7 protein-coding genes and 3 pseudogenes are annotated in these 7,148 nt (G+C 52.3%); 9 read left to right on the plus strand and 1 reads right to left on the minus strand.

Going from position 1 to position 7,148, the window contains the following annotated elements; translation table 11 throughout:
- Nucleotides 1–179: 179 nt before the first annotated feature.
- The 9 genes and pseudogenes from B0T39_RS23215 (at nt 180) to B0T39_RS23255 (ending at nt 6,766) form a co-directional block, all read left to right on the plus strand.
- Nucleotides 180–1,028, plus strand: coding sequence for an alpha/beta hydrolase (locus tag B0T39_RS23215; protein ID WP_081550951.1), 849 nt, complete (start codon nt 180–182; stop codon nt 1,026–1,028).
- Nucleotides 1,029–1,135: 107 nt separating this feature from the next.
- Nucleotides 1,136–1,336: a hypothetical protein gene (locus B0T39_RS23220; RefSeq protein WP_081550953.1), complete on the plus strand. Its 201-nt coding sequence runs from the start codon at nt 1,136–1,138 to the stop codon at nt 1,334–1,336.
- A gap of 41 nt (nt 1,337–1,377) precedes the next feature.
- Complete coding sequence (locus B0T39_RS23225; protein ID WP_081550955.1) at nt 1,378–1,572, plus strand: hypothetical protein; 195 nt, start codon at nt 1,378–1,380, stop codon at nt 1,570–1,572.
- Nucleotides 1,573–1,806, plus strand: coding sequence for a DDE-type integrase/transposase/recombinase (locus B0T39_RS26535; protein WP_081550957.1), 234 nt, complete (start codon nt 1,573–1,575; stop codon nt 1,804–1,806).
- 37 nt (nt 1,807–1,843) lie between these two features.
- Nucleotides 1,844–2,867: pseudogene (locus B0T39_RS23235) on the plus strand (IS5 family transposase); the annotation flags it as partial.
- Nucleotides 2,868–2,995: 128 nt separating this feature from the next.
- A pseudogene (locus B0T39_RS23240) lies at nt 2,996–3,360 on the plus strand (integrase core domain-containing protein); the annotation flags it as partial.
- A 221-nt stretch (nt 3,361–3,581) separates the two neighbouring features.
- A complete protein-coding gene (locus B0T39_RS23245) occupies nt 3,582–3,914 on the plus strand; it encodes a hypothetical protein (protein ID WP_081550961.1) in 333 nt (110 codons plus the stop codon).
- 232 nt (nt 3,915–4,146) lie between these two features.
- Complete coding sequence (locus tag B0T39_RS23250) at nt 4,147–4,773, plus strand: thiol:disulfide interchange protein DsbA/DsbL (RefSeq protein WP_081550963.1); 627 nt, start codon at nt 4,147–4,149, stop codon at nt 4,771–4,773.
- Between the two features lie 994 nt (nt 4,774–5,767).
- Nucleotides 5,768–6,766 (plus strand): annotated as a pseudogene (locus B0T39_RS23255) (IS110 family transposase).
- Between the two features lie 199 nt (nt 6,767–6,965).
- Here B0T39_RS23255 and B0T39_RS25995 read toward each other — a convergent pair.
- Nucleotides 6,966–7,148: hypothetical protein (locus B0T39_RS25995; protein ID WP_217806329.1), on the minus strand; the 183-nt coding region annotated here is incomplete at its 5' end.

A 7,148-nucleotide genomic window follows, 5' to 3' on the forward strand; every position in this document is an offset into this window, starting at 1 on the left:
ATCCCCGCCGCGCGGCGTGCATTTCGTACTGGTCAAATATCCCCCGGCACTGAGCATCGCTATGCTGGTGGATAGATTTTCGTCTGGGCCTGAAAGACGGCAAGCAGGCGAGCATGGCGTTTATATTGAACTAGGTGCTCTGTTGATGGCGGGTAGTGTTTCAAAGTCTGGCGGTGCGCATGGGCACGCTTAAAAAAATTCTGGTCTTGTTGGCCGCCGTTCTACTGGCGCTGAGCTTATGGGAGCTAGCGCAGCGATACTTCATCCTCAGTCCCTCGTATCAAACCGGCAAAACCCCGCAAGATTACGGGGTGACTTACCACGAAACCTGGCTACCGATTGCTAAGACGGAAGGCGGCGGCCTGGTGCATGCGTGGTGGCTGCCGGCCCACTCCCCCGCCGCGCCCGCAGTGCTGTTTTTGCACGGCAACGGCAGCACGCTGTACACCGATATCGATTTGATCCTCAGCCTGCGCCGGCTAGGTCTGGCGGTGATGGCAATCGACTACCGCGGCTACGGCGGCGGCGCCTGGTTCTTGCCGTCTGAGCGCTCGGTCTATGCCGATGCCCGGGCGGCCTGGCAGGCATTCAAGAAGCTGTCACCGGAGGCGTCCAAGCATCTGGTGTACGGCCACTCCCTGGGCGGCGCCATCGCCATAGACCTGGCTACGGTGTCGCTAGGCGTGGATGGGGTGATTGTCGATGGCGGCTTTTTGTCCATAGCGGACATCGCTAAATCCTATACTGCTTCATGGATGCCGTTTGACGCGCTGATTCGCTATAACTTCTCCTCCTACTCCAAGCTACCGGCCATCGCCGTGCCAAAACTATTCATTCATTGTTCCGGTGATGAAGTGGTACCAATGGATTTGGGAGAACATCTATATCAACTTAGTTCGCAACCGAAGCATAAGTTGTTTATGCAGGGGGGGGGGCACGATCACTGCTATTACCTTGATCGGGCTGCATGGTCGGCCGGAGTTGGGGGCATGGCTGGAGTGGAAAGTGTGGATACCCCCCCAGAATAGGCAGGGTGTCACATCCCAGATGATCATCTGAGTAAACGCCTCTGGAAACTTACCCTGGCCTGCGAGGGTTTGGGTAAGCTTCTGGAAACGCTCAAGGCCCAAACAACATGAACGTCAAACTGCACAAACAAGCCCGTACCACGCCGGCCATTTGCAAAGAGATTCAGCAGGCCACCGGCACTCAGCCCGAGCTGATCGCTCACTATGACGTCACCATCGATACCATCCGCAAATGGAAAAACCGGGGTAGTGTCGAGGACTGTTCCCACACTGCGCATCGGCTGCAAACCACGCTGACGCCGGTGTAGGTGCGCATTGCGGTTGAACTGCGCAAAATCCTCCAGCTGGGATGGACGACTTGCTGGTGGAGATCCGTGAGTTCCTGACCCCCGCCGTCTCTAGGTCTGGGCTGGGTTGCTGCCTGCGCCGTTATGGCGTGGGAAGCCTGCACGACCTGGAGCCATCAATGCCCAGCAAAACCAGTAAGCCATTCAAGGCCTATGATCCCGGCTACTTCTACATTGAGGTCAAATACTTGCCGTAGATGCCGAATGAAACGGCCCGCCGTTATCTGTTCGTGGCCATCGATCGCGCAACACGTTGGGTATTCGTGCAGATCAAATCCAACAAGATCGCTGCCGCTGCCAAAGCCTTCCTGAACACACTACAAAAAGGCGCGCCGTGTCACATTCGAATCCTACTCTCAGATAATGGTAGCGAGTTTACAGACCGGCTGTTTAACGGGCTCTTCGAAAAACCTCGACCTGCCTGCTGGTAAAATTACACCGTTCTGAACTTCGCTGGGCCTGAGTCCGATGAAACCGCGCAACGCCATCAAGAAAGACCTGTTCGCCTCCGACCACCACCGGCAGAAGCTTGACCGCCTGGGTCACCCTCTGGTCGAGATCGAGAAGCACATCAGCTTTACCGCCTTGGCGGCCGAGGTCGATCGGGTAGCGCCTCGGCCAGTCAGTCTGAAGGGCGGCCGCCCGTCGTTTCCGACCGAAACGATGGTGCGGATTCTGGTTTTGAAGCGACTATACAACCTGTCCGACGAGCAAATGGAGTATCAATTGCTCGACCGGATGAGTTATCAGCGTTTCTGTGGGCTGGGCCAGGCGGTCAATATCCCTGACCGCGCCGCGATCTGGACTTTCGAGAACCGAATTGGCGAAGCCGGTGCCCATGCGCTATTCGATGGTGTGCCGGCGCAATTGCTCAAGCAAGGCTATATCGCACGCGGCAGCCAAATTATCGACGCGACGCTGGTGCCAGCGCCGAAGCAGCACAACAGCAGCGGCGAGAAGGTGCGGCTTGATCAGGGCGCAACGCCGGCCGATTGAAAACCCGCCAAGCGGCGCCAGAAGGACCAGGATGCAAGCTGGACCAAAAAGCACGGCAAATCCTACTTCGGCTACAAGCTGTCGGTGAACGTCGACAATAAATACAAGCTGATCCGCAAGTTCGAAACCGACACGGCCAGTACGCACGACAGCCAGCATTTTGACAAAGTCTTCGATACCAGCAATACAAGCCGGGATGTCTACGCCGATCGAGGCTATCCGTCCGAAGCCCGTGAAGCGCAGCTTGCCCGGGACGGATTTCGGAACCGGATTCAGCGCAAGGGGCACGCCAATAAGCCGCTATCCGAGTGCCAACAGCAGGGCAACCACGGCATCGCCAAGGTGCGTCCGTGTCGAACACGTGTTCGCCGTGATCGATCAAATGGGCGGGAAGTTGGTCCGCACAATTGGTCAAGCACGCGCGAACTTTGCGCTGACGATGATGGCGACCTGTTACAACCTGAAGCGCTTGGTGTTCTTCCGGAAAGCCGGAATCAGTGGCCTACTGACGCCCGAAATGGGCTGGATCGGATCCGTTACTGAAAATGATCCGAAATGGCCGCAAGCGTCATGTTATCGTTAGGTTTGCTGAAAAGCTTCGGTTATTCGAGGTGCCCTAACAAGCAGAAGCAAGCCAGTGGTGAGCATGAATTTGACCGCTTATGCGCGGAGCTGGGCATTGAGCATCGCTTTGACCAAGCCCCGCAGCCCACAGACGGACGGGATGGTGGAGCGCTTCAATGGCCGTATTAGCGATGTGCTGGCCACCCACTGGTTTGAGTCTGGAGAGGATTTAGCGCAAACGCTGGAGCGCTGTGTTTGGCTTTACAACCAGTACCTACCCAGCTGCTTTACAACATCAAATGCCGATTCAGGCGATGAAGAACTGGCGTAAACAAAAGCCAGATCTATTCAAAAAGCATATGAATAATCGTCCAGTACTAGACAGTTATGGTGAAGACTTTTCGTACTGGTCAGATATTTTTTGACGGCGCGTTTGCGCATAATTCTCCCATTCTGTGCAGTGTCCCGTTGCATAGGATCCTCACGCCGTTTCCCCGGTGTTGAGTTGTCTAGTGTCTATTAGCAAACCCATTATGTTTGCCTCCCTCTCCCTGTGTGGAGAGGGAGATTTTTTAACAAGAACCTCGCTCTGGCCTGTCAGCATAAGCTGATCGCACCGTTTGCGAGCCATCTGCTTGGAGAAAATATGAGCTTCAATATAAACGTGGCCCAATTCCAGCAAAAATTGGCCGAAATGGAGGAGGAAAATCTCATGCTTCGCTTGCAGCTAGATGTTTACCGCGATGAATTGTTCAAGAAGTATGAGACGTTTCTCGATGAGAGATTGACGATAGAGATGGAGAAAAAGTTGAGCTTGGATGTGCGTAAGGCAGAAGCGGATATGCGCCACAGGCTACAGGAGGAAGTCAAGCTCTTAGAGGAGGAGCTGCAGAGTCTGCGCGTGCCGGACAAGACAGGCATCAAACTGAACAAGGAGGGAAAAGCCGCTGAGGTGCCAACATTGTTGATTATGGCTTGAACCGGAGCTTAAGGGCAATGAATCTCCGTTGGAGAGCATGGTGTGCAATATGTTGGTGATTATATTTCTGCTGCCTAAATTGGGATGAAGAATCTTAAAAAACTGTTCAAAGTTACGAAAGTAGGAGCTAGGCAGAGTACAACTGGTATATGGGTATTTAGAAAGAATTTTCAACGTCGTATCGCCGCAGAGCAGTAGATTATGAACAGGTTCTAAATTAAGTGGAGAGTTGATGAGAGTATTATTGCTGCTGTGTTGGTTTATTCTGGCCTTGGGCGTAGCGCAAGCGCAGGTTGTGGTGGGCAAGGATTATCTGGTGTTGCCCAAGCCGCACCCGGTGTCTGGCAGTGACAAAATCGAAGTGGTGGAGTTTTTTTCTTATCCATGTGGGCATTGTTACGCTCAGGACGCTGCGGTATCTTCTTGGTTAAAGACTCAGTCGGAGGATGTGAGCGTGGTACGCAAGCACGTGGTCTGGGGCAAGCCGATGGAGGGGTATGCGCAAGCGTTTGCTACCCTTAATATTGCTGGTTTGACGGATCGTCTACATGGCCTGGCCTTCCGGGCGGTGCAGAATAATAAGGTCAATCTGGGCAAAGAGGCCGAGTTTGAGAAGTGGCTGCGGCGTCAGTCAGGAGTGGACGTTGTTAAAACTATGGCAGTGTACCGTTCTTTCGCGGTAAAGGCCCAGGTGGAAGCGATTGCTAAGTTTACCAAGGATTATCGGATTTTCAGCACGCCGATGCTGGTGGTGGATGGTAAGTACACGATTGCCGTGGCCCCGCCGGAGCGGACACTGGAAGTGCTGGATGTGCTGGTGGCGAAGGTGCGCGAGCAAAGAGGCCCTAGAGTTATTTAGACCCTGATCCTCGTTGAGCCTTCTTGTCGTAGGACTGGATACGGCCTGCGTCGGCGTATCTTAGCTCAGGTGCTCTGCGAGGTTTTGTTAGCGTTTCTTAAGTGAATGATATTTATGGTCACGCTTCACATTTGAGTATTGGTAGGGCTATTTTTAGAAATTTTTGTCTTTAGAGCTATAAAGCTTTTATATTGTTATTCTGTAAGTATTGCTGTTATTATTTGCTGCGTACTTTATGGTTGTGTCAAGTTGTTGTTTTTGAATGAATCTGCAAAGTTTTGCCCAAGAATTAATTGGTTGTCGTGTTGGTGTTGGTGAAAATATATTTGAAAGTATTGGACTAAAACAATAAATTAAGAAATGTAATTTTTAAAGTGGTAAATTAAAAGATATTGAAATTTTGAGGGGTGCCTAATATGTGTATCGATATGGGGGTGGCTTGATGAGCGCTTGTGCTACGAATTTCGCTACCACTTAGAGCCGCCAACAAAATATGTCATGCAGCTTTTCGCCTGTCTGGCTAAACGGCTTGTGGATTTTTGTTGGCGGTTTTTCTTGTGCTTTGTTTTCTTAAAGCGGTACAAGCAAGAGTGGTTTGATCATGGCTCATGAAACTTGTCGTCGCTGAATGCCTTTTGCATTTGGCAGCCTTTTTTATGCTGTCATTGATTGAAGTCAAATGGTCTTGTTGGTTTTTGGTAATTATTGTTGAGTGTTTAGATGGAATAAAGGCGAGAGCATGCTTTGTCATTTATTTTAATTTTATGATGCCTCATTTGGAAATATGTGAATCGCCATCTCTTTCCTAGATGTCCAGTCCCGGGCGATTATTTCCACGCTTTTTGAATAAATCGGGATACTGTTTTTGCCAAACTTTCATGGCCTGAGTTGTAGAAGTTTAGACCTGATCTAATGGGATGGACACCCCCACCTAATTGCATCGATGTGCCAGAGTGGTAGTGTCAAACCACCGCTCACGGAAGGGGCATCCATCATGAAGATTACGACTATCGGCATTGACCTGGCAAAGAACGTTTTCCAATTGCATGGCGTAGATGAACACGGCAAAACCGCTCTGAAGAAACAGTTGCGTAGCGAACAGATGGCAGCCTTCTTCGCCAATCTATCGCCATGCCTGATTGGCATGGCGGCCTGTGGCGGTGCCCACCGCTGGGCGTGCTTGCTGCAAGGCTTTGGCCACACCGTTCAACTGATGGCGCCGCAGTTTGTCAAACCCTACGTCAAGACTAACAAGAATGATGCTGCCGATTCTGCGGCGATCTGCGAAGCGGTGACCCGGCCGGACATGCGCTTCGTGCCGATCAAGACCTGTCGAGCAGCAAGCGATTCTGTCGGTACATCGCGCTCGCGCCAGTTTTGTGAAAGCGCGCACCACGACCACCAACGAAATTCGCGGCCTATTGGCCGAGTTCGGGATCGTCATTCCACAAGGTATTCACACTATCTGTCGTCGTATTCCGGAGATTCTGGAGGACGGGGAGTGTGAGCTGCCCCGCACCTTCAAACAGTTGTTGAGGACACTCTCGGATCACCTAAAAGAGCTGGACCGGCAGGTTGAGGCGCTAGAGCAGGACATTCAGTGCTGGCACCGCAACTCTGCGGCCAGCGTTCGACTAGCCAAGATCCCTGGCATCGGGCCACTTACTGCGAGTGCCGTTGTCGCCACCGTGGGGGGGGGGCAAAATTTTAGTAGCGGCCGGCAATTTGCAGCCTGGCTCGGTTTGGTGCCCCGACAACACTCCAGCGGCGGCAAGTCGACATTACTCGGGATCAGCAAGCGTGGTGACAGTTACTTGCGTACCCTGATGGTTCATGGCGCTCGTGCGGTGCTGAGCTTTGCAGGACTGATAGCACCTCAACGTGGCTGAACGGGGTGATGATAAGGTGGCATACAAATGTGGCAGCAGTAGCACTAGCCAACAAGAATGCCCTTGTTATTTTGGCCTTGTTGGTACATAAGTGTGAATTCTGATCCGACGATACCCCGGCATTTGCCGGGACGTAGTCGGACCAGTTGATTTTGACAACGCAGATTAGCGAGGACTTCCAGCGGTTGCGGAGGCAATCTTGACGTGATGGCAAGACAGGTTAGACCATGACCGACATATCCCGGGACTGTCAAAGTGTGTAAAGCACGGTGATCTGATAGCGGAGCCGGTCAGCATATTTCATCAGGTGTAGAAGTTCAGACCTGATCTGACAGTCTCCCGTTTTGACGGCACCCGACTGTCATACATGGACGCCCCCTTTTGCCAAGCCATCTTTTTGTTTAAGCCAAGAACAAGGTTGGGATTGCAGCCATACATCCGGGCTTTTGACGAGGCCGTCGCCTCTGCCCCTAATGGAATATGCTG

Origin of the sequence: Chromobacterium haemolyticum (assembly GCF_002081825.1) — a bacterium.
In the GTDB taxonomy this organism is placed as follows: domain Bacteria; phylum Pseudomonadota; class Gammaproteobacteria; order Burkholderiales; family Chromobacteriaceae; genus Chromobacterium; species Chromobacterium fluminis.